Source organism: Metabacillus sp. KJ11-3, assembly GCF_055808295.1.
In genome coordinates this window covers 4,440,001-4,462,616 of sequence record NZ_CM147865.1, presented here as the reverse complement: position 1 = coordinate 4,462,616, position 22,616 = coordinate 4,440,001, and the positions used below count along the sequence as shown (strand labels likewise).

Below are 22,616 nucleotides of genomic sequence, written 5' to 3'. Positions count from 1 at the left end.
ACAGTCGAACAGTTCTTTAGATACTCTACCTTCTTTTGACAAATTCCTGTCATAAGCTTGGCTATAATTACAAGCAACATGAATAAGTGGGGGAATGAAAATGGAAAAAGTAGAAAGAAGGTTAATGGAACCAATATCGGAATTGGGGATGGAAAAAACCCAACAGGTGGTTAATCGATTCTTCCATCGAATTTCATCTAGAATCCAGCTTTTCCTCTTACACAAAGGAATTATTTATGGATTGATCGGTTTTTTATTAGGACGGGCTATTATTCTTTCGGAAGTACTGCCATTTGCTCTTCCGTTTTTTGGAGCAGTTCTACTAATGAAAAGGGACAAGGCCTTGTTAGCGGGGTTATCGCTTATTGCTGGAGGATTAACGATTTCCTTTCAAGTTGCTTTAGTAATTACAATTTCAATCATCGGTTTTCTGATTTTAAATCGACTCGTTTCTTCTTTATTTAAGGATCAATTAAAAGTCCTTCCTTTTGTTATTTTTGGAACGGTAGCGATAACTAGACTAGCTTACTTTTTTGCAATAAAAACAGAGTTAATGCTATATGACTATATGATGGCGGGAGTAGAGTCAGGACTTTCATTTATTTTGACATTGATTTTTCTTCAAAGTATTCCATTGATATCTGCACGTAAATATAAACAATCGTTAAAAGTCGAAGAGATCATATGTATTATGATTCTCCTTGCTTCAGTTATGACTGGGCTTGTCGGGGTATCATTTCAAAATCTTCAAGCAGAGCATATTTTCTCACGATATATTGTTCTCTTGTTTGCATTTATCGGTGGTTCAAGTATTGGTTGTACGGTTGGGGTTGTGACGGGATTAATTCTCAGTCTGGCAAACGTCGGAAATTTATATCATATGAGTTTATTAGCTTTCTCGGGATTACTGGGGGGACTTTTACGTGAAGGAAAAAAATTGGAACGGCGATAGGACTATTAGTTGGATCAGTATTGATTTCTTTATATGGACAAGGTTCAGCTGATTTGATGACAACATTACTAGAATCAATGATTGCAATCTTGCTGTTTTTACTAACTCCTAAGGCGGTTACAGCGAGATTAGCTAAGCATATACCCGGGACAAGTGAGCACGCCCAGGAACAACAGCAGTATGTCCGAAAAATTCGTGATGTTACAGCTCATAGGGTTGAGCAATTTTCTCAAGTTTTCCATGCGTTATCAGAAAGCTTTGCTACGTTCTATGATAAGGATGAACAAGATGATAGTGAAGAACGTGAGACCGATTTATTTTTAAGCAGTATTACAGAAAGCACCTGTCAGCATTGTTTTAAAAAAGAGAAGTGTTGGGTTGAGAACTTTGATAAAACCTATGATTTAATGCAAAGCATTATGCATGAGAATAAACAAAATACGTATAAATCCAACATGAAATTAAGGAAGGAATTTGATAGGCATTGTTCAAAGGCAAATAAAGTAGAGGAGACCATTGAGCAGGAGATTAATTATTTTCAAGCAAACCAAAAGTTAAAGAAAGAGGTGCAAGAAAGCAGGCGGTTGGTTGCTGAACAATTATTAGGTGTTTCAAATGTAATGGGAGACCTCTCGAAGGAAATTAAAAGAGAAAGGGAAAATCATTTTGTACAAGAAGAACAAATTTTAGATGCATTACAAAACTTTGGAATTGAGATTGTGAATGTTGATATTTTTAGTCTGGAACAAGGGAATGTAGATATTGAAATGAGTATTCCGTTTTGTAATGGACATGGAGAATGTGAAAAAATTATTGCTCCAATGCTTTCAGATATTTTGGAGGAATCCATCATTGTTAAAAAAGAAGAATGTGCAAATTATCCAAATGGATATTGTCATGTTTCATTTGGTTCAGCAAAAAAATACCGAATTGAAACAGGTGTTGCACATGCAGCTAAAGGAGGAGGACTAGTATCCGGGGATAGTTATTCCATGATTGATTTAGGTGTAGGTAAATTTGCTGTCGCGATAAGTGATGGAATGGGAAATGGGGTAAGGGCCCATTTTGAAAGCAATGAAACCATTAAGCTTCTACAAAAAATCCTGCAATCAGGTATTGAAGAGAAGGTGGCAATTAAAACAATTAATTCAATCTTGTCACTAAGAACAACTGATGAAATCTTTTCGACTCTTGATCTAGCAATCGTTGATTTGCAGGATGGAAGTAGTAAATTCTTAAAGATTGGTTCAACCCCAAGCTTTGTAAAGAGAGGAGATAAAATAATAAAGATTCAATCAAGTAATTTACCTATGGGAATCATTGATGATTTTGATGTTGATGTGGTAGGTGAAAAACTAAAGGCCGGAGATCTGCTTATTATGATGAGCGACGGTATTTTTGAAGGACCAAAGCATGTGGAAAACCATGATTTATGGATGAAAAGAAAAATAAGTGAAATGAAAACAACTGATCCACAAGAAATTGCAGATCTCATCATGGAAGAAGTGATTAGAACGAGATCTGGAAAGATAGAAGATGATATGACAGTTGTGGTATCAGCCATTGAGCATAATACACCAAAATGGGCAAGTATTCCTGTTTCATCGAAGAAAATAGGATAAGAAGTATAAAATAAAACCCTCCTGGCGAGTATGATAATAGTATTTCTATGTATATGTCGGTGTAGCAATGGACATGGGGAAAATTCAGGAGACTGCAACATCTCTCTAGGAGGGTAAGTATGGAAAAGGGTCATTTAAAACAAATCTTATTAATTACAGATGGTTGTTCAAATCATGGGGAAGATCCGATTGCGATGGCTGCTCTAGCACAAGAGCAGGGTATTACTGTTAATGTAATTGGTGTATTAGAAGAAAATGTAATAGATCAGGAATCTCTTCAAGAGGTAGAAGGAATTGCTATGTCAGGTGGAGGTGTGCATCAAATTGTCTATGCTCACCAACTTTCACAAACAGTTCAACATGTGACAAGAAAGGCAATGACACAAACTCTCCAGGGTGTAGTAAATAAAGAACTTCAACAAATTTTAGGCAAACATACATCGATGGAAGAATTACCACCAGAAAAAAGAGGAGAAGTAATGGAAGTAGTAGATGAACTGGGTGAAACTACAAGCCTTGAGATTCTTATTTTAGTTGATACTAGTGCCAGTATGAAGCCGAAACTTCCAACAGTGAAAGAAGCCCTGCTGGATCTATCTATTAGTTTAAATTCAAGAATAGGGGATAATCGTTTTTCAGTTTCAGTATTTCCTGGGAAAAAGGATGACGTAGAAAGGGTACTTGATTGGACTCCTAGGCTTGAATCTTTATCATCCATCTTTCCTAAATTATCAACAGGAGGTATTACACCAACTGGTCCGGCGATTAGAGAGGCTATACAGCAATTTAAGAAGAAACGTTCCCTTAGAAATTTATTAAGAAATGAAGAAGAGTATTACGATGAATCAAGTATGTAACCTAGCATCTGGTTCAATTATTACAGGCAAATGGAATCAGGAGCGTTATACAATCATTAGGGCCTTAGGACAAGGTGCAACGGGTAATGTATATTTGGCAGATAGTAAAAGAGGGAACGTAGCAATCAAACTTAGTGAAAACAACATGTCAATTACATCTGAGGTAAATGTACTTAAACATTTCTCTAAGGTCCAAGGTACTTTACTTGGACCTTCTTTACTTGATGTGGACGATTGGGTTCATAACTCTCAAAAGTTAGTTTCATTTTATGTAATGGAATATGTACAAGGTAATAACTTCCTTGAGTTTACTGAGCAAAGAGGGATAGAATGGGCAGGAGTACTAACTCTTCAGCTTTTAACTAATTTAGAAAAACTTCATCAAGAAGGATGGGTATTCGGAGATTTAAAACCGGAAAATTTAATTGTTTCAGGTCCTCCGCCGAGAATTAGATGTATAGATGTAGGTGGAACAACACAACAGGGCAGGTCTATAAAAGAATTTACGGAGTTTTTTGACCGAGGTTATTGGGGAATGGGAAATCGAAAGGCAGAGCCAACATATGATTTGTTTTCAGTTGCGATGATTATGGTGAATGCTGCTTATCCAAAACGTTTTAAAAAAGTCAGTGATCGTGATGGGAAAGGTCAGCTAACCGAAAAAATACGACAACACGCTTTTTTAGTTAAATATCAGGATGTTTTGGAAAAGGCTTTAATGGGGAAATACATTAGTGCAGGGGAAATGAAGGCTGATTTTATCCAGTTGCTTTCTGTGAAAGCAAGTAAAGGGAGTCCGTCTTCAAACTCTTATAAGTCAAAAGTTCCAAAGCAGAGTTCTCCTAAATCAAGTCGTCCGAAAGCCCATACACATCAGACAAGGCAACAAGTGAAAAAGAAGAAAAAGAAAGCCAATTATTTTTTTGAAACAGTCGTGATTTTAATAGGAGTCTGTGTCATTTATTCCTTATATGTTTATCATGTTCTCTTATAAAAACTAGATCCTGTTATTTTTTCAGGTGAAAATATGTTGAATATGTGAACTGGACCTTCTTTTTTGTTATTTTAGATAAAATAATGGTAGGATTAATATATGAAAATACATTGAGGAATATCGTATAAAGAGGGGAAAAAGGTGGAAAATTTAGAAATCCTGATTCGACAACAGCAACTAATTAAAAAGGGATCAACGATCGTTGTTGGTGTTTCAGGAGGACCTGATTCTTTAGCATTACTCGATATGTTTTACAAACATAGGGAGAAATTGGATTTAACTGTAGTGGCTGCTCATGTTGACCATATGTTTAGAGGTGAACAATCTCAGGCAGAAATGGAATTTGTTATAGCATTCTGTAATGAGCGGGGAATTATCTGTGAAACACACCAAATTGATGTTAAAGCATATGCAAAACAGAATCAATTGAGCTCACAAGTAGCAGCTAGAGAATGCAGATATCGTTTTTTTAAAGAGATTATGGATAAGTATCATTCACCATACTTGGCATTAGGCCACCATGGTGATGATCAGGTTGAAACCATTCTCATGAGAATGGTTAGAGGTAATACGGGTGATGCTTTAGCTGGTATCAAACGGGTGAGACCATTTCATAATGGGTACATCATTAGACCGTTACTAGAATTCTCCAAGCAACAAATCCTTAATTATTGCAATAAGAATAACTTAATGCCCAGGTTTGATCCCAGCAATGAAAGTACAGATTACACAAGAAATAGATTTAGAAAATACGTGCTTCCTTTTTAAAACAGGAAAATCCGCTAGTTCATAAAAAATTTCAGTATTTTAGTGAAACCTTACTGGAGGATGAAACGTATTTACATGCATTAACTGAAAAAAACATGAATACAGTAATCAAAAGGAAAGAAAAAATCGTTGTTGAAATGGATATCAAAGGGTTTCTAAGCCTACCTTTGCCTTTACAAAGAAGAGGGATTAAACTAATATTAAACTATCTATATGAAAATATTCCATCTTCCCTTTCTTCAATACATATCGAGAGCGTACAATCTTTGCTCTCACAGGAACATCCTTCAGGGTCACTAGATTATCCAAACGGTCTTAAAGTGATAAAATCCTATCAGACATGTTTGTTTACTTTTGAACATGATGAAGGTAGAGAATACTGTCATGTACTTGAAATTCCCTCTGTGGTTAAACTTCCAAATGGGTATAGTATATCTTGTCATGTAGCTCAGGAGATTCCAAAAGCAAAAAAAGGAAACGATATTTTTCTGCTGAGTGAAAGAGATTTAACGGAGCCTTTAATCGTTCGTACGAGAAAACAGGGAGATAAAATTAAATTGAAAGGCATGAACGGCAGGAAAAAAGTCAAAGATATATTTATTGATGAAAAAATTCCATTACATAGCCGAAATTCTTGGCCGATCGTAGAAGATGGGAAAGGGAATATCCTTTGGATTCCAGGTCTCAAAAAATCAAATTTAGAAGCCGGGAATGACGATGGGGATAGATGTATTGTATTAGAATTTAGAAGCTAATCTTCTAGGGGGCGCACAATAATGAGACAAGATATTCAAGAAATTTTAGTTACAACTGAGCAAATCCAGGAAAAAGTAAAAGAGCTAGGAAGGGTCTTAACAGAGGAATATAAAGACAGTTTCCCACTTGCAATTGGTGTTTTAAAAGGTGCAATGCCTTTTATGGGTGATCTTTTAAAAAACATTGATACATACTTGGAAATGGATTTTATGGATGTTTCAAGTTATGGTACATCCACAGTTTCTTCCGGTGAAGTAAAGATTATTAAGGATTTGGATACTTCAGTAGAAGGAAGAGATATTCTTATTATCGAGGATATCATTGATAGTGGTTTAACATTAAGTTATTTAGTTAAACTATTCCGCTATCGTAAGGCGAAATCGATTAAAATTGTTACATTACTTGATAAGCCAACAGGTAGAAAAGCCGATATTAATGCAGATTATGTTGGATTTGAAGTACCAGATGCATTTGTTGTTGGTTATGGATTGGATTATATTGAAAAATATCGAAACCTTCCATATATCGGTGTGTTAAAGCCTGAGATTTATCAAAAATAATCAGTATTCTAATTTGTTGTATTACCATGATTTTCTATGATACTATTTAAAATAGTTGTGTTTACTGTGGGAGGAGGTAAGGAATGAATCGGATCTTCCGTAATACCATATTTTATTTACTTATATTTTTAGTCATCATTGGGGTTGTTAGCTTTTTTACAGGTGCTAATCCTAAAACAGAGCAAATAACGTATAATGAGTTCATTTCAGACTTGAATGGTGGAAATGTCTCAGAAATGACCGTACAGCCGGTTCGAGGTGTATTTGAAGTTAGAGGTAAAATGAAGGGTTATGATGAAGACGAAACCTTTTTAACATATATACCAACTGAACAGGGGCTAGATCGCGTTGACAAGGCTGCTGATGCAAACAATGTTCAGAAATTGAACATTGCTCCAGCAGAAGAAACAAGTGGATGGGTAACATTTTTCACATCCATCATTCCATTCGTCATTATTTTTATCCTTTTCTTCTTCTTATTAAACCAAGCTCAGGGCGGTGGCGGCCGTGTTATGAACTTCGGGAAAAGTAAAGCTAAGCTTTACAGTGAGGAAAAGAAAAAAGTTAAGTTTAAGGATGTAGCGGGTGCAGATGAAGAGAAACAAGAACTTGTAGAGGTTGTTGAATTCTTAAAAGACCCTCGAAAATTCGCGGAGTTAGGTGCAAGAATTCCAAAAGGTGTTCTTTTAAATGGACCTCCGGGAACAGGTAAAACATTACTTGCAAGAGCCGTTGCCGGTGAAGCTGGAGTCCCTTTCTTCTCCATCAGCGGATCTGATTTCGTAGAAATGTTTGTCGGTGTCGGGGCTTCTCGTGTTCGTGATTTATTCGAGAATGCGAAAAAGAATGCACCATGTATTATTTTCATTGATGAAATTGATGCTGTTGGACGTCAACGTGGAGCTGGTTTAGGTGGCGGCCATGATGAACGTGAGCAAACATTGAACCAATTGCTTGTTGAAATGGATGGTTTTGGAGCAAACGAAGGAATTATCATTATCGCTGCAACAAATAGACCTGATATTTTAGATCCTGCATTACTTCGTCCGGGACGATTTGACCGTCAAATTACAGTTGATCGCCCAGATGTAAATGGTCGTGAGGCGGTACTTAAAGTACATGCCCGCAATAAACCACTTGATGAATCTGTTGACTTAAAAGCAATTGCTGCCCGTACACCTGGATTCTCCGGTGCAGATTTAGAAAACTTATTAAATGAAGCAGCTCTAGTAGCCGCTAGACAAGATAAGAAGAAAATCGATAATACGGACCTTGATGAGGCAACTGATCGCGTTATCGCCGGACCTTCGAAGAAGAGTCGTGTTATCTCTAAGAAGGAACGAAATATTGTTGCTTATCATGAAGCGGGACACACAATTATTGGTGTTGTTTTAGATGAAGCGGATATGGTACACAAGGTAACAATCGTCCCTCGTGGTCAAGCTGGTGGATATGCTGTTATGCTTCCAAAAGAAGATCGTTACTTCATGACTAAACCTGAATTACTCGATAAGATAACAGGACTGCTTGGCGGCCGTGTTGCTGAAGAAATTATCTTCGGTGAAGTAAGTACAGGTGCACATAATGACTTCCAAAGAGCAACAAATATTGCCAGAAAAATGGTAACTGAATATGGAATGAGTGAAAAGCTTGGACCATTACAATTTGGCCAATCACAAGGTGGTCAAGTGTTCTTAGGAAGAGATCTTCATAATGAACAAAACTACAGTGATGCGATCGCTCATGAAATTGATATGGAAATCCAACGTTTCATTAAGGAATCATATGAAAGAGCTCGTCAAATTCTAACAGAAAACCGCGAAAAGCTAGAGCTTGTTGCTCAAACGTTGTTAGAAGTGGAAACACTTGATGCGGCTCAAATTTCAAGCCTTGTTGAAACAGGGAAACTCCCTGATCGTCCTGTCGTTGTTAATAACGACAAAGAAGAGAAATCAGAGGATATAAAAGTCAACATTCATACAAAAAAAGAAGAGGATAACTCTTCTGATAAATAACTTTTCTAGCCTATAGATCGGTGACATCTGTCATCGGTCTTTTATTTGTATAAGTACATAAAAATGCTTTTATTTTGCAAGTGACCTACGAATATGGAAGTCAAGGTACTTTGTGATAAAATAATACGGTATTGAAAAATAGAACAAGACAAAGTGGTGATTCTTATGATTTTAGTATTGGACGTTGGAAATACAAATACCGTCTTAGGGGTATATGGTCAAGATACATTAAAACATCATTGGAGAATTGAGACTAGCCGTAATAAGACTGAAGATGAATTTGGCATGCTTATTAAAAATCTTTTTGAACATGAACGCATATCTTTTCAAGAAATTGAGGGGATTATTATTTCATCTGTTGTCCCTCCTATTATGTTTGCACTAGAAAGAATGTGCAGTAAATATTTCGATATAAAGCCGTTAGTCGTAGGACCTGGAATAAAAACAGGACTCAATATTAAATATGAAAACCCTAGAGAAGTTGGAGCAGACCGGATTGTAAATGCAGTTGCGGGTATCCAAGACTACGGTAGCCCACTTATCATTGTGGATTTTGGTACAGCAACTACATATTGTTATATAGATGAACATAAGCAATATATGGGTGGAGCTATTGCCCCGGGAATAAATATTTCTACGGAAGCTCTTTATTCACGGGCAGCAAAATTGCCAAGAATCGAAATTACACGCCCTGATCACATTATTGGGAAAAATACAGTTAGTGCAATGCAGTCAGGGATATTATATGGATATGTAGGACAAGTAGAGGGTATTGTAAAGCGAATGAAGGAACAATCTAAGGAGGTCCCGAAAGTTATAGCAACTGGCGGCCTTGCAACCCTCATTGCCAAAGAATCAGATTGTATTGATATTGTAGATCCTTTCTTAACACTGCGAGGCCTGCAACTAATCTATAAACGTAATGTGGAATGAGTGAATGAAAGTGATTATAGTACTTTTTGAAAGGGAGTAAATATTTATGACAGATTATTTAATTAAAGCCATTGCATTTAATAACCAGGTAAGAGCTTATGCTGCAAGAACAACTGAGACCATTTCCGAAGCACAAAAAAGACATCAAACTTGGCCAACTGCTTCAGCAGCATTGGGCAGATCCATGACTGCAGGAGTTATGCTTGGTTCAATGTTAAAGGGTGATGCAAAACTGACAATTAAGGTTGAAGGCGGCGGCCCAATTGGTGTCATTATTGTTGATAGTAATTCTAAAGGAGAAGTAAGAGGCTATGTAACAAACCCTCAAACTCATTTTGATCTTAATGAAAAGGGAAAACTAGATGTGGCTAGGGCTGTGGGGACTCAAGGGAATTTAACGATTGTAAAAGACCTTGGGTTAAAAGACCATTTTTCAGGGCAAGTACCGATTGTATCAGGTGAATTAGGAGAAGATTTTACATATTATTTAGTTACTTCTGAACAAGTTCCATCTTCTGTAGGTGTTGGTGTTCTTGTAAACCCTGATAATACGATCTTAGCCTCAGGTGGTTTTATTATTCAATTACTTCCTGGTACAGATGATGAAACCATCACTGAAATTGAAAAGAGGCTTGGAGAGGTTGAGCCAATCTCTAAGTTAATTCAAAGAGGATTAACGCCTGAAGAAATACTTGAAGAAGTACTCGGTAAAGGAAATGTCAAGGTATTAGAAAAACAACCTGTTGCATTTAAGTGCCAATGTTCAAAAGAACGAATTGAAAATGCAATTGTTAGTTTAGGTACTGATGAAATACAAGCAATGATTGATGAAGATGGACAAGCTGAGGCACAATGTCATTTTTGTAATGAAGTATACCTCTTAACAAAAGAGGACCTGGAAGAATTGAAAAGGGAATCAAGTAAGTAAAGAAATAAAGATATAGCCATAGTGGGAGTTGAGAAATTGAGCGGTAAAGTGTTATGGGGCATTATTTTTGGCCTGGTCATCATTAATTGTCTAACAATAGGCTACTTTGTGTCAGGAAAAACCGAAGCAATACCGGTGGTTGATAATGAAGTAACCGATGAAACAATTGCCAAGATCGGGGAGACAATAATAACTAGAGAGCAATGGATGGCTGAGCTGGAAAGCCGGTATGGAAAAGATACATTAAGAGAGTTAATTAATCTTCAGGTAGTGGAAGAGTTAGCTGAAAAATATAATATTACTGTCTCTGAAGAGGTTATCGATAGAGAGCTCGCTGTTTATAAATCAATGTATAACTCATTAGATGAAGAACAATTTGTTAATGAGGAAAACTGGGAAAAACAAATTCGCTACAGTATCTTACTTGAGGAACTTTTAACACGTGATGTTTCTGTATCTGATAAAGATATCCAAAGATTCTATGAGGATAATAGGGATTTATACGATATTGATGAATCTTATCATTTATCACATATCGTCGTAAAAACAGAGAAAGAGGCTAAAGTCATTATTAAAGAATTAGAAGGTGGTTCAAGCTTTGAAGCTCTTGCTTTAGAGGCTTCGATCGATGAGTTCACAGCTAATTACGGTGGGGATTTAGGATTTATCTCAACAGATGATACGTATGTTCCAAAGTCATATCTTGAAATAGCTCCAAAATTAAAGGAAGGAGATTGGAGTGAACCTGTCGAAGTAGATACAGGGTATGCAATTCTTCTTTTACATGAAAAGATGGAGGGACAGACGTTTAGTTTTGATGATGTAAAAGAGCAAATTCGCAGACAAATTGCTTTAGAGCAAATGGAAGGCAAAGTGTCCGTTGATCCGTTATGGGATGAAGTTGGAGTTACATGGTTTTATGGTGAAGAATAAGGAAAAATAGTACAAATAGCACAAAAGGTTTTGACAATTTCGAATTAAATTGCTATATTACTTATAAATCCAATAAATTTACTCGGGATAGGGGAGAGAAGTATGGCACGCGTTGCAAATTCTATTCATGAATTAATCGGTGAAACACCTATTGTAAAATTAAACAGACTTGTTGATGATAATAGTGCAGATGTATATTTAAAATTAGAATTTATGAATCCTGGTAGCAGTGTAAAAGATCGTATCGGTCTAGCTATGATTGAAGCTGCTGAGAAAAAAGGTGACTTAAAACCGGGCGATACAATTATTGAGCCTACTAGTGGTAATACTGGAATTGGTTTAGCGATGGTTGCTGCTGCAAAGGGTTTAAAAGCCATTTTAGTAATGCCTGACACAATGAGTATGGAACGTAGAAACTTACTTCGTGCATATGGTGCTGAACTAGTGTTAACACCTGGTTCTGAAGGCATGGGAGGAGCTATCCGTAAAGCGGAAGAGCTTTCAAAAGAGCATGGTTATTTTATGCCTCAGCAATTTAAAAACGAAGCTAACCCAGAAGTACACCGTTTAACAACAGGTAAAGAAATTGTTGAACAAATGGGAGATCAACTTGATGCATTTATAGCAGGTATCGGTACTGGTGGAACGATTACTGGTGCAGGATCAGTTTTAAAAGAAAACTATCCTTCAATTAAAATTTATGCTGTAGAGCCAACAGATTCACCAGTTCTTTCCGGTGGGAAGCCAGGTCCACATAAAATTCAAGGTATCGGTGCAGGATTTGTTCCTGATATCCTAAATACAAATGTGTATGATGAAGTCATCACTGTGAAAAATGACGAAGCATTCGAAACTGCTAGAAAGGCAGCAAGTCAAGAAGGTATTCTAGGTGGTATCTCATCAGGTGCAGCAATTTTTGCAGCATTACAAGTGGCAAAAGAACTTGGTAAAGGGAAAAAGGTATTAGCTGTACTCCCAAGTAATGGTGAGCGTTACCTAAGTACTCCTTTATATCAATTTGATTAATAACATAAGCAGAGTAAAGAGGTTGACTATGGTCAACCTCTTTTTCAATACAGCAGTTTTAGGCTGTCATTTTATATTATTGAGGAGACTGCTGTATACTAATTAATAAATAAACATTCTTTTACAAAAAAGATAAAATTTTATGATTTCTTGATTATAATTATGTAAAATGGTAAGTAAGAGTTTAAAGGAGCGAATAAATCATGCAGCAAAGAAGGACCTCTTTAAGTGTACACTTTGATTATACACTCGACTTTTTTAGCCAGTATCAATACCTTTCAAAAGATGAAGATAAACATGCATTTTTAGAGAGTGGACGAGGAGGCAGATATAGTATTGCGGGTGTTAAGCCATTTGCAACAGTCAAGGGGAAAGGTGAACAGCTGGTTATCGCAAAGGATAATGAAATGACTGTTTTGGAAGGAAAACCCCTTGATCTATTTAGAGATTGGTTTAAGCAATATTATACAAGCTCAGATCCGAATCTCCCTGATTTTCAAGGTGGGGCTATTGGCTTTATTAGTTATGACTGTGTACGACATTTTGAAACACTACCTGAAATTGCTGTTGATGATTTAGAAACTCCTGATTTATATTTTTTATTATTTGATGATATTGCAGTTTTCGACCATCATACATCGAAATTATGGTTAATTACCCATTATTATCAAGAAGATCAAATTCAAAAAGCTCATGAAAAATTAAAAAAAATGAAGGAAAAGTGGACATCAGTACAGAAGGTAGCAATCAAAAACGACTTGAAACAGGTTAAAGCCTCTGATCCCATTATCTTTACAGAAGATGCTTTTAAACGAGCAGTAGAATCAATAAAGGATTATATTGGACAAGGTGATGTTTTTCAGGTCAATTTATCTTTAAGGCAGCATTTTCAATTAGAAAATCATCCGCTTAAGATTTATGAAACATTACGAAAAGTAAATCCTTCACCATATATGGCTTATCTCCACTTTCCTGATCTGCAAATTGTGAGCGGCTCACCTGAATTACTTGTAAAAAAGAAAGTAAATCTCGTAAGTACACGCCCGATTGCCGGAACACGATCTAGAGGTAAAAATGAACAAGAAGATATAATGCTGGCAAACGAGCTTATTCATAATGAGAAGGAAAGAGCTGAGCATGTTATGCTCGTAGATCTAGAAAGAAATGACTTGGGGCGTGTGTGTGAATACGGTTCTGTTCATGTTAATGAATTTATGGTGATTGAAAAGTATTCACATGTTATGCATATTGTCTCTAATGTACAAGGAACAATGAAAAAAGATGCAAATTATGCTGATATTATAAAAGCGACCTTCCCAGGTGGTACAATAACAGGAGCACCTAAAGTTCGAACGATGGAAATTATCGAAGAACTTGAGCCTACCAGAAGAGGGATTTATACAGGTTCAATAGGTTGGATAGGCTATGATGAAGATATGGAATTAAATATCGTTATTCGTACGATGGTAGCGAAAGACGGATTTGGGTATGTTCAATCCGGAGCAGGGATTGTAATTGATTCTAATCCGGATTATGAATATAAAGAAGCCTTAAAGAAAGCAAAGGCTTTAGTTAAAGCGATAGAGTTGAGCAAAGAAGAGAAAATATTAGGCTGAGGTGAGTATAGTGATTTTAATGATTGATAATTATGATTCATTTACGTTTAATTTAGTCCAGTATTTAGGTGAGCTTGGTGAGGAATTAGTTGTTAAAAGGAACGATGAGATTACCATTTCGGAAATTGAAGAGTTAAACCCACAATTTTTAATGATTTCTCCAGGGCCGTGCAGCCCAAATGAAGCAGGAATAAGCATGGCAGCTATTGAACATTTCGCTGGAAAAATTCCGATTTTCGGTGTTTGCCTTGGACATCAATCGATTGCTCAAGTTTTTGGTGGAGATGTTGTTCGTGCTGATCGATTAATGCATGGTAAAACATCTGAAATGCACCATAATGGAGAAACTATTTTTAAGGGAATGGAAAATCCTTTTACAGCAACTCGTTATCATTCTTTAATTGTGAAGAATGAGACATTACCTGATTGCCTTGAAGTAACAGCATGGACTGAGGAAAATGAAATAATGGCTATCCGACATAAAACTTTACCGATAGAGGGTGTTCAATTCCATCCGGAATCGATCATGACATCGTTTGGAAAAGACTTATTAAAGAACTTTATTACTCAATATAAACCTGTAGAAAAGAGTTAAACAAGTGTATATCTATCATAATTCAAAGTTTATAAAAGATTCTGAAGCCACGATTTCTCCATTTGATCATGGCTTTCTTTATGGTTTAGGTGTATTTGAAACGTTCCGGGTATATAAAGGTTTTCCATTTTTATTACATGATCATCTTGACCGTCTTCAAGTTGCCATAGATGAGATAGGAATATCCTATAACATAAACAGGCAAGAGATTTTTGAAATTATTCAAGAGTTGATCGCACTTAATCGTTGTGAATCGGAGGATGTTACAGTTCGTTTAAATATTTCTGCTGGTAAGGGGGAAGTGGGACAACTTCTCCAAGATTATGATCACCCAACGATTCTTTGTTTTTTAAGAAAGGCTCCTTCTGCTAAAGTGAATGAAAAGAAGGCAATCATCCTAAAATTGAGGAGAAATACTCCTGAAGGAAATTACCGCCTTAAATCTCATCATTATTTGAATAATATTCTAGGGAAAAGGGAGCTTATTCAGACCCCTGATCTAGATGGCATTTTTTTAACTGAGCACGGCTCTGTTGCAGAAGGAATTGTCTCAAATATTTTTTGGGGAGATGAGAATGGAGTATATACACCATCTCTTGAAACAGGAATTCTCAATGGAATTACGAGAAAATTTGTTATTAGATGTTTAGAGATACTTCAAATACCTGTAATTGAGGGTTGTTTTAGAAAAGAACAAATGCTCAATTCCCGGGAAGTGATCATGACAAACTCGTCACAAGAGCTTATAGCTATAAGAGATATTGACGGACATGAATTTGACGGCAAAAATGGAGTAATTATTCAAAAATTATATGATTTATATAAGAGCAATAGGACGAAACTATTAAGTATAGACGAGTTGCAAAGGATTGAAAAAGATGAAACAAATGACAATGAAACATCAGCAAATTAAATGTGGGAAATATATACTTAACATTCAGGATAAGACAATGATCATGGGCATTTTAAACATAACTCCTGATTCTTTTTCGGATGGCGGCCGTTATATTGATATAGAAAAAGCTATAGAACATGCAAAAGAGATGATCAAACAAGGTGCAGACATTATTGATATTGGTGGAGAATCGACAAGACCAGGATCAACAATTGTTACGGCTGAGGAAGAAATGAAACGTGTTATCCCCGTTATAAAAAGGTTGTCTAAAGAGATTGAAGTACCTATCTCCATCGATACATATAAAGCGGAAGTAGCCAAGCAAGCCATTGAGGCAGGTGCTACGATTATAAATGATATATGGGGAGCAAAAGCGGATCAAGATATGGCGAAAGTCGCAGCTGCCTATGGTGTACCGATTATCCTTATGCATAATCGCGACAATCAAAACTATAATCAGTTAATTCCAGACATGATTGCAGATTTGATGGAATCCGTTACAATAGCTAAAAATGCCGGAGTTAAGGATGAAAATATTATCCTGGATCCTGGTATTGGTTTTGCTAAAACGATGGATGACAATTTAGTTGTGATGAGGAATTTAGAAGCACTTGTACAATTAGGCTATCCTTTATTGTTAGCAACTTCCCGTAAAAGGTTTATAGGACATGTTCTTGATTTACCGCCAACAGAACGAATGGAAGGTACAGGTGCAACTGTATGTCTTGGTATACAAAAAGGTTGTCATATGGTTAGGGTCCATGATGTGTTAGAAATATCTAGAATGGCTAAGATGATGGATGCAATGCTTGGAAAGGGTGGGGAGCAAAATCGATAAGATTTATGTAAGTGGTATGGAGTTTTACGGGTATCACGGTGTGTTTAAAGAAGAAAATAAACTTGGACAACGATTTAGAGTTGATTTAGTGGTAGAATTAGATTTGAAGAAAGCCGGAGAATCTGACTCTTTAGAATATAGTGTTAACTATGCTTCGTTATATAAGGCTTGCCAGGTTATTGTTGAAGGTCAGCCGGTGAAGCTTGTTGAGTCCCTTGCAGAACAAATTGCGGCTAAAATCTTACTTGATTTTCCTCTCATATCCTATTGTACTGTAAAGGTTATTAAGCCGGATCCTCCTATTCCGGGACACTATAAAGAAGTTGCGGTGGAAATAAGAAGGGGAAGAACATGAAAAATCATGCCTATATAGCTCTTGGATCGAATATAGGAGACCGAGAGCAATATCTCGTAGATGCCATAAAGAAGATTCATCATTACCCAAATATTAGAGTGGTAAATATATCCTCCATTTATGAAACAGATCCAGTTGGTTATACAGATCAAGATGAATTTTTAAATATGGTAATTTCCATTAATACTGATTTAACAGCATTTCAATTACTATCAGTTTTACAGGAAACGGAACAGCAGCTAAACCGTAAACGAGATATTAGATGGGGGCCGCGAACTTTAGACCTTGACATTTTGTTATTTAATTATGAAAATATTGAAGCAGAACAATTAATTGTTCCTCATCCAAGAATGCATGAACGAGCTTTTGTTCTAATTCCATTATTTGAGTTAGATCAAGATATAAGAATACCTAGTATAGATGAGCCAATCTCGACTATCATAGATCAATTACACGATAAAGAAGGAGTACGAATATGGAAGCAGAAAAATGGGGTAGACGTATTCGCGCTTTTAGAAAGTTAAAAGGATATACCCAAGAAAGCTTTGCGAAAGATCTTGGTGTTTCTGTTTCTGTATTAGGAGAAATAGAAAGAGGCAATCGTGAACCCAGCAAAGAGTTTTTAGAGGATGTGGCTAAATCTCTTAATGTAACAGTTGAAGAGCTAAGTCCAAATGATGTTGATAGATAGGGGGTTAGAAAAAATTGTTTAAAATTGGCGATATTGAATTAAAGAACCGTGTTGTTCTAGCACCAATGGCTGGAGTTTGTAACTCAGCATTTCGCTTAACAGTAAAAGAGTTTGGTGCAGGTTTAGTATGTGCGGAAATGGTCAGTGATAAAGCTATTCTATTAAATAATGCAAGAACAATGGGAATGCTTTATATAGATGAACGTGAAAAACCACTAAGCTTGCAAATTTTTGGTGGAGAAAAAGAAACACTAGTTGAAGCTGCTAAATTTGTTGATAAAAACACAACGGCTGATATCATTGACATTAACATGGGATGTCCTGTTCCGAAGATTACCAAATGCGATGCTGGTGCCAAGTGGTTATTAGATCCCAACAAGATCTATGATATGGTATCAGCTGTAGTAGAAGCGGTTGATAAACCTGTTACAGTTAAAATGCGTATGGGATGGGATGATGAGCATATTTTTGCTGTCCAAAATGCGCAGGCTATTGAACGTGCAGGAGCTAAGGCGGTTGCTCTGCATGGTCGTACAAGAGTGCAAATGTATGAAGGAACGGCTAATTGGGATATCATTAAAGAAGTGAAAGAATCAGTTAATATCCCTGTAATAGGCAATGGTGATGTGACAACACCTCAAGATGCGAAGCGCATGCTTGATGAAACAGGTGTTGATGGTGTCATGATTGGGCGTGCTGCTTTAGGTAATCCGTGGATGATCTATCGAACAGTAAAATATTTAGAAACCGGTGAGTTAATGGATGAGCCGGGAGTACGAGAAAAAATGGAAGTTTGTAAACTTCATTTAGATCGTTTAATCGCTCTAAAAAATGAAAATATCGCTGTACGTGAAATGAGAAAGCATGCTGCTTGGTACCTAAAGGGTATTCGTGGCAATGCAAAAGTCCGCAATGATATTAATCTGATGAATAATAGAGATGAATTTGTTACACTTTTGGATGAATTTGTTTTAGAGATGGAAGCAAAAGAAAAAAGTGCTAGTCAAGCAGTTTAATTCTAGGGTTTTTATACTGCCGGTAAATCTGGCAGTTTTCTGCTTTTTTATTTAGGAAGAGGGAGTGTTATAGATGAGTCAGGAAGAAATGAATCAAGAAGAATTAAGTGATCAACTTAAGGTCCGAAGAGAAAAATTACATAACTTAAGAGAAAAAGGGTTAGACCCATTTGGTAAACGTTTTGAGAGAACACATCAAACAGAAGATATTATTGCAGAGTACAGTGAGTTTGAGAAGGAAGAACTAGAAGAAAAAGAAGTCTCTGTTACAATTGCAGGTAGAATTATGACGAAGCGTGGAAAAGGGAAAGCAGGTTTTGCTCATATTCAAGACTTAACAGGTCAAATTCAGATTTATGTTCGTAAAGATGAGATTGGTGAAGCAGCTTATGAAATCTTTAATACAGCTGACCTTGGGGATATCATCGGTGTTACAGGTGTTATTTTCAAAACAAAAGTTGGTGAGTTGTCAATAAAAGTGAATTCATTTGAATTATTAACAAAATCCCTACGTCCACTCCCTGATAAGTTTCATGGTTTAAAAGATATCGAACAACGCTATCGTCAGAGATATGTTGATTTGATTATGAGCCCTGACAGTAAGAAAACCTTTATTACAAGAAGTAAAATTATACAAGCTATGCGACGTTATTTAGATGACCATGGGTACTTGGAAGTCGAGACACCTACGATGCATTCAATCCCAGGCGGAGCATCTGCACGTCCCTTCATTACACACCATAATGCTCTTGATATGCCATTGTATATGCGTATTGCTATTGAGCTTCATTTAAAACGACTCATTGTCGGTGGATTAGAAAAAGTTTATGAAATCGGCCGTGTATTTAGGAATGAGGGTGTTTCAACACGACACAACCCTGAATTCACAATGATTGAGCTTTATGAAGCATATGCAGATTATCAAGATATTATGACATTAACTGAAAATGTCATTGCACATATTGCAAAAGAAGTATTAGGAAGTACAACGGTTCAGTATGGGGAGTATGAGGTTAATCTTGAACCTCAATGGACAAGACTTCATATGGTAGATGCAATTAAAGAACATACTGGTGCAGACTTTTGGAAAGAGATGTCTGTTGAAGAAGCGCGTGAATTAGCGAAACAGCATAATGTTGAAATTAATGAACATATGCAGTATGGTCATATTGTTAATGAGTTCTTTGAACAAAAAGTTGAAGAAAAGTTAATCCAACCAACTTTTATTTACGGTCACCCGGTAGAAATTTCTCCATTAGCTAAGAAAAATGACGAGGATTCTCGCTTTACGGATCGTTTTGAGTTGTTTATCGTGGCGCGAGAACACGCAAATGCATTCACTGAGCTAAATGATCCAATTGATCAAAAAGAACGTTTTGAGGCTCAGTTAAAAGAGCGTGAACAAGGAAATGATGAAGCGCATATGATGGACGAAGACTTTATAGAAGCATTGGAATACGGAATGCCTCCAACAGGTGGATTAGGCATCGGTATTGATCGTTTAGTTATGTTATTAACTAATTCTCCATCAATAAGAGATGTATTGTTATTCCCACAAATGAGACATCGTTAATAATAAACTCCTGCGTTTGCAGGAGTTTTAATTTTTTCGAAAAAAGTTCTTGATTTAATTTTTGGGTGATGGTATATTTGAATACGTTGCTGCGAAACGTGCAGTTAACTCAAATTGAAACAAAATAAAAAAGTTGTTGACAAACATCTTGGGGTTTTGTTACAATATAAAAGTTGTGTTAAACGAAAATGATCTTTGAAAACTAAACAAAACCAAGCGTGCCAACGTTAATTTCGATTAACAAAAACGTACTATATAGTACAAATTTTTTATGAGCTATATCAAACACTTTATTGGAGAGTTTGATCCTGGCTCAGGACGAACGCTGGCGGCGTGCCTAATACATGCAAGTCGAGCGAATCTGAGGGAGCTTGCTCCCAAAGATTAGCGGCGGACGGGTGAGTAACACGTGGGTAACCTGCCTGTAAGATTGGGATAACTCCGGGAAACCGGAGCTAATACCGGATAACATTTCGAACCGCATGGTTCGGAATTGAAAGATGGTTTCGGCTATCACTTACAGATGGACCCGCGGCGCATTAGCTAGTTGGTGAGGTAACGGCTCACCAAGGCAACGATGCGTAGCCGACCTGAGAGGGTGATCGGCCACACTGGGACTGAGACACGGCCCAGACTCCTACGGGAGGCAGCAGTAGGGAATCTTCCGCAATGGACGAAAGTCTGACGGAGCAACGCCGCGTGAACGATGAAGGCCTTCGGGTCGTAAAGTTCTGTTGTTAGGGAAGAACAAGTACCAGAGTAACTGCTGGTACCTTGACGGTACCTAACCAGAAAGCCACGGCTAACTACGTGCCAGCAGCCGCGGTAATACGTAGGTGGCAAGCGTTGTCCGGAATTATTGGGCGTAAAGCGCGCGCAGGCGGTTTCTTAAGTCTGATGTGAAAGCCCACGGCTCAACCGTGGAGGGTCATTGGAAACTGGGGAACTTGAGTGCAGAAGAGGAGAGTGGAATTCCACGTGTAGCGGTGAAATGCGTAGAGATGTGGAGGAACACCAGTGGCGAAGGCGACTCTCTGGTCTGTAACTGACGCTGAGGCGCGAAAGCGTGGGGAGCGAACAGGATTAGATACCCTGGTAGTCCACGCCGTAAACGATGAGTGCTAAGTGTTAGAGGGTTTCCGCCCTTTAGTGCTGCAGCAAACGCATTAAGCACTCCGCCTGGGGAGTACGGTCGCAAGACTGAAACTCAAAGGAATTGACGGGGGCCCGCACAAGCGGTGGAGCATGTGGTTTAATTCGAAGCAACGCGAAGAACCTTACCAGGTCTTGACATCCTTCGCTACTTCTAGAGATAGAAGGTTCCCCTTCGGGGGACGAAGTGACAGGTGGTGCATGGTTGTCGTCAGCTCGTGTCGTGAGATGTTGGGTTAAGTCCCGCAACGAGCGCAACCCTTGATCTTAGTTGCCAGCATTCAGTTGGGCACTCTAAGGTGACTGCCGGTGACAAACCGGAGGAAGGTGGGGATGACGTCAAATCATCATGCCCCTTATGACCTGGGCTACACACGTGCTACAATGGATGGTACAAAGGGCTGCAAGACTGCGAAGTCAAGCGAATCCCATAAAACCATTCTCAGTTCGGATTGCAGGCTGCAACTCGCCTGCATGAAGCCGGAATCGCTAGTAATCGCGGATCAGCATGCCGCGGTGAATACGTTCCCGGGCCTTGTACACACCGCCCGTCACACCACGAGAGTTTGTAACACCCGAAGTCGGTGGGGTAACCGTAAGGAGCCAGCCGCCTAAGGTGGGACAGATGATTGGGGTGAAGTCGTAACAAGGTAGCCGTATCGGAAGGTGCGGCTGGATCACCTCCTTTCTAAGGATATGAGGCATGCTTGGTATTTTGTTTAGTTTTGAGAGATCATACGATCTTTCAATAAGTAAGAAAACACATAGGAGTGAAAATGCATTCAGCATTTGATTATCCTGTGATTTATGTTCCTTGAAAACTAGATAACGAAAAACAATTCAAGTAATTCACTGAGTTTAAACGCTTAGTTTAGTGATTCTCTTAATAATGTAAGTGACATCTTTGATGTCAAAGGTTAAGTTGTTAAGGGCGCACGGTGGATGCCTTGGCACTAGGAGCCGATGAAGGACGGTACTAACACCGATATGCTTCGGGGAGCTGTAAGTAAGCTTTGATCCGGAGATTTCCGAATGGGGAAACCCACTGCTCGTAATGGAGTAGTATTTTCACCTGAATACATAGGGTGATAAAGGCAGACCCGGGGAACTGAAACATCTAAGTACCCGGAGGAAGAGAAAGCAAACGCGATTTCCTGAGTAGCGGCGAGCGAAACGGAATTAGCCCAAACCAAGAGGCTTGCCTCTTGGGGTTGTAGGACACTCTATACGGAGTTACAAAGGAACGGAGTAAATGAAGAGGTCTGGAAAGGCCCGTCAAAGAAGGTAACAACCCTGTAGTTGAAACTTCGTTCCCTCCAGAGTGGATCCTGAGTACGGCGGGACACGAGAAATCCCGTCGGAAGCAGGGAGGACCATCTCCCAAGGCTAAATACTCCCTAGTGACCGATAGTGAACCAGTACCGTGAGGGAAAGGTGAAAAGCACCCCGGAAGGGGAGTGAAAGAGATCCTGAAACCGTGTGCCTACAAGTAGTCAAAGCCCGTTAATGGGTAATGGCGTGCCTTTTGTAGAATGAACCGG

The 22,616-nt window shown here is 37.9% G+C and carries 17 protein-coding genes, 2 rRNA genes and 2 pseudogenes (1 of these 21 running past the window's edge); all 21 read left to right on the top strand.

The genetic code is table 11. The features are described from left to right. Nucleotides 1-100: 100 nt before the first annotated feature. Nucleotides 101-2,574: pseudogene (gene spoIIE, locus AC0L8O_RS22285) on the top strand (stage II sporulation protein E). Between the two features lie 119 nt (nucleotides 2,575-2,693). Further along, complete coding sequence (locus AC0L8O_RS22280) at nucleotides 2,694-3,431, top strand: VWA domain-containing protein (RefSeq protein WP_078433067.1); 738 nt, start codon at nucleotides 2,694-2,696, stop codon at nucleotides 3,429-3,431. After that, complete coding sequence (locus AC0L8O_RS22275) at nucleotides 3,415-4,425, top strand: protein kinase domain-containing protein (protein WP_473445380.1); 1,011 nt, start codon at nucleotides 3,415-3,417, stop codon at nucleotides 4,423-4,425. Before AC0L8O_RS22280 ends, AC0L8O_RS22275 begins: the two co-directional genes overlap by 17 nt. A gap of 141 nt (nucleotides 4,426-4,566) precedes the next feature. Next, nucleotides 4,567-5,948: pseudogene (gene tilS, locus AC0L8O_RS22270) on the top strand (tRNA lysidine(34) synthetase TilS). Nucleotides 5,949-5,969: 21 nt separating this feature from the next. Next, nucleotides 5,970-6,509: a hypoxanthine phosphoribosyltransferase gene (gene hpt, locus AC0L8O_RS22265; RefSeq protein ID WP_473445378.1), complete on the top strand. Its 540-nt coding sequence runs from the start codon at nucleotides 5,970-5,972 to the stop codon at nucleotides 6,507-6,509. Nucleotides 6,510-6,592: 83 nt separating this feature from the next. Next, on the top strand, nucleotides 6,593-8,524 hold the full coding sequence (ftsH, locus tag AC0L8O_RS22260; protein ID WP_473445376.1) for an ATP-dependent zinc metalloprotease FtsH: 1,932 nt from the start codon (nucleotides 6,593-6,595) through the stop codon (nucleotides 8,522-8,524). A 165-nt stretch (nucleotides 8,525-8,689) separates the two neighbouring features. Further along, complete coding sequence (locus AC0L8O_RS22255) at nucleotides 8,690-9,457, top strand: type III pantothenate kinase (RefSeq protein WP_026562666.1); 768 nt, start codon at nucleotides 8,690-8,692, stop codon at nucleotides 9,455-9,457. 46 nt (nucleotides 9,458-9,503) lie between these two features. Further along, nucleotides 9,504-10,385, top strand: a complete 882-nt coding sequence (hslO, locus tag AC0L8O_RS22250; RefSeq protein WP_473445374.1) for an Hsp33 family molecular chaperone HslO — start codon at nucleotides 9,504-9,506, stop codon at nucleotides 10,383-10,385. A 36-nt stretch (nucleotides 10,386-10,421) separates the two neighbouring features. Beyond that, nucleotides 10,422-11,318 carry a peptidyl-prolyl cis-trans isomerase gene (locus AC0L8O_RS22245; RefSeq protein WP_473445372.1) on the top strand — a complete coding sequence of 299 codons (897 nt, stop codon included), beginning with the start codon at nucleotides 10,422-10,424 and terminating at the stop codon, nucleotides 11,316-11,318. A 102-nt stretch (nucleotides 11,319-11,420) separates the two neighbouring features. Next, a complete protein-coding gene (cysK, locus tag AC0L8O_RS22240; RefSeq protein ID WP_473445370.1) occupies nucleotides 11,421-12,344 on the top strand; it encodes a cysteine synthase A in 924 nt (307 codons plus the stop codon). 203 nt (nucleotides 12,345-12,547) lie between these two features. After that, a complete protein-coding gene (locus tag AC0L8O_RS22235) occupies nucleotides 12,548-13,960 on the top strand; it encodes an anthranilate synthase component I family protein (RefSeq protein ID WP_473445368.1) in 1,413 nt (470 codons plus the stop codon). A gap of 10 nt (nucleotides 13,961-13,970) precedes the next feature. Continuing rightward, entirely contained in the window at nucleotides 13,971-14,555 is a 585-nt protein-coding gene (pabA, locus tag AC0L8O_RS22230; RefSeq protein WP_226530456.1) for an aminodeoxychorismate/anthranilate synthase component II, read from the top strand. Nucleotides 14,556-14,559: 4 nt separating this feature from the next. After that, on the top strand, nucleotides 14,560-15,468 hold the full coding sequence (gene pabC, locus AC0L8O_RS22225) for an aminodeoxychorismate lyase (RefSeq protein ID WP_473445366.1): 909 nt from the start codon (nucleotides 14,560-14,562) through the stop codon (nucleotides 15,466-15,468). Beyond that, nucleotides 15,434-16,288 (top strand): dihydropteroate synthase, encoded by an 855-nt coding sequence (folP, locus tag AC0L8O_RS22220; protein WP_473445364.1) that lies wholly within the window; start codon nucleotides 15,434-15,436, stop codon nucleotides 16,286-16,288. The genes pabC and folP overlap by 35 nt, the downstream gene beginning before the upstream one ends. Continuing rightward, nucleotides 16,281-16,643, top strand: a complete 363-nt coding sequence (gene folB / locus AC0L8O_RS22215) for a dihydroneopterin aldolase (RefSeq protein ID WP_473449088.1) — start codon at nucleotides 16,281-16,283, stop codon at nucleotides 16,641-16,643. The genes folP and folB overlap by 8 nt, the downstream gene beginning before the upstream one ends. Beyond that, nucleotides 16,640-17,167, top strand: a complete 528-nt coding sequence (gene folK / locus AC0L8O_RS22210; RefSeq protein WP_473445362.1) for a 2-amino-4-hydroxy-6-hydroxymethyldihydropteridine diphosphokinase — start codon at nucleotides 16,640-16,642, stop codon at nucleotides 17,165-17,167. Before folB ends, folK begins: the two co-directional genes overlap by 4 nt. Further along, nucleotides 17,119-17,334, top strand: coding sequence for a helix-turn-helix domain-containing protein (locus tag AC0L8O_RS22205; RefSeq protein ID WP_473445360.1), 216 nt, complete (start codon nucleotides 17,119-17,121; stop codon nucleotides 17,332-17,334). Before folK ends, AC0L8O_RS22205 begins: the two co-directional genes overlap by 49 nt. A gap of 14 nt (nucleotides 17,335-17,348) precedes the next feature. Continuing rightward, nucleotides 17,349-18,350, top strand: coding sequence for a tRNA dihydrouridine synthase DusB (gene dusB / locus AC0L8O_RS22200; protein WP_473445358.1), 1,002 nt, complete (start codon nucleotides 17,349-17,351; stop codon nucleotides 18,348-18,350). A 73-nt stretch (nucleotides 18,351-18,423) separates the two neighbouring features. After that, complete coding sequence (gene lysS, locus AC0L8O_RS22195; RefSeq protein WP_473445356.1) at nucleotides 18,424-19,923, top strand: lysine--tRNA ligase; 1,500 nt, start codon at nucleotides 18,424-18,426, stop codon at nucleotides 19,921-19,923. Nucleotides 19,924-20,213: 290 nt separating this feature from the next. Next, nucleotides 20,214-21,763, top strand: a 16S ribosomal RNA gene (locus tag AC0L8O_RS22190). 227 nt (nucleotides 21,764-21,990) lie between these two features. Then, nucleotides 21,991-22,616 (top strand): 23S ribosomal RNA (locus AC0L8O_RS22185); it runs 2,305 nt beyond the window's last position. The 16S and 23S rRNA genes sit together here, the layout of an rRNA operon.